General features: G+C 36.1%; 1 protein-coding gene. It reads right to left on the bottom strand.

Going from position 1 to position 227, the window contains the following annotated elements:
- A partial coding sequence (locus H2O73_RS24495; RefSeq protein WP_182110861.1) for an aminotransferase class I/II-fold pyridoxal phosphate-dependent enzyme occupies positions 1 to 227 on the bottom strand: 227 nt, incomplete at both ends.

Raw genomic sequence — 227 nt, 5'->3', positions numbered from 1 at the left:
ATTCCAAGCTAATTTATCTCTTAGTGATGTATCGTTTTTAAGCATGTCAAAAACTTTGATCGATGCACCTACTATTGTTGGCGCTAAAGAGTTTGAGAATAAATATGGTCTAGAGCGTTGACGTAAGATTTCAATGATTTCTTTTTTTGCAGTAGTATAACCTCCCATTGCACCACCAAGTGCCTTACCTAGTGTACCTGTTATAATGTCAACTCTACCTAAAACAC

It is taken from the genome of Vibrio marinisediminis, assembly GCF_014050145.1.
Taxonomy (GTDB): domain Bacteria; phylum Pseudomonadota; class Gammaproteobacteria; order Enterobacterales; family Vibrionaceae; genus Vibrio; species Vibrio marinisediminis.
Note: the sequence above shows the minus strand (reverse complement) of the source record. Positions and strands in the feature narration are given on the sequence as shown.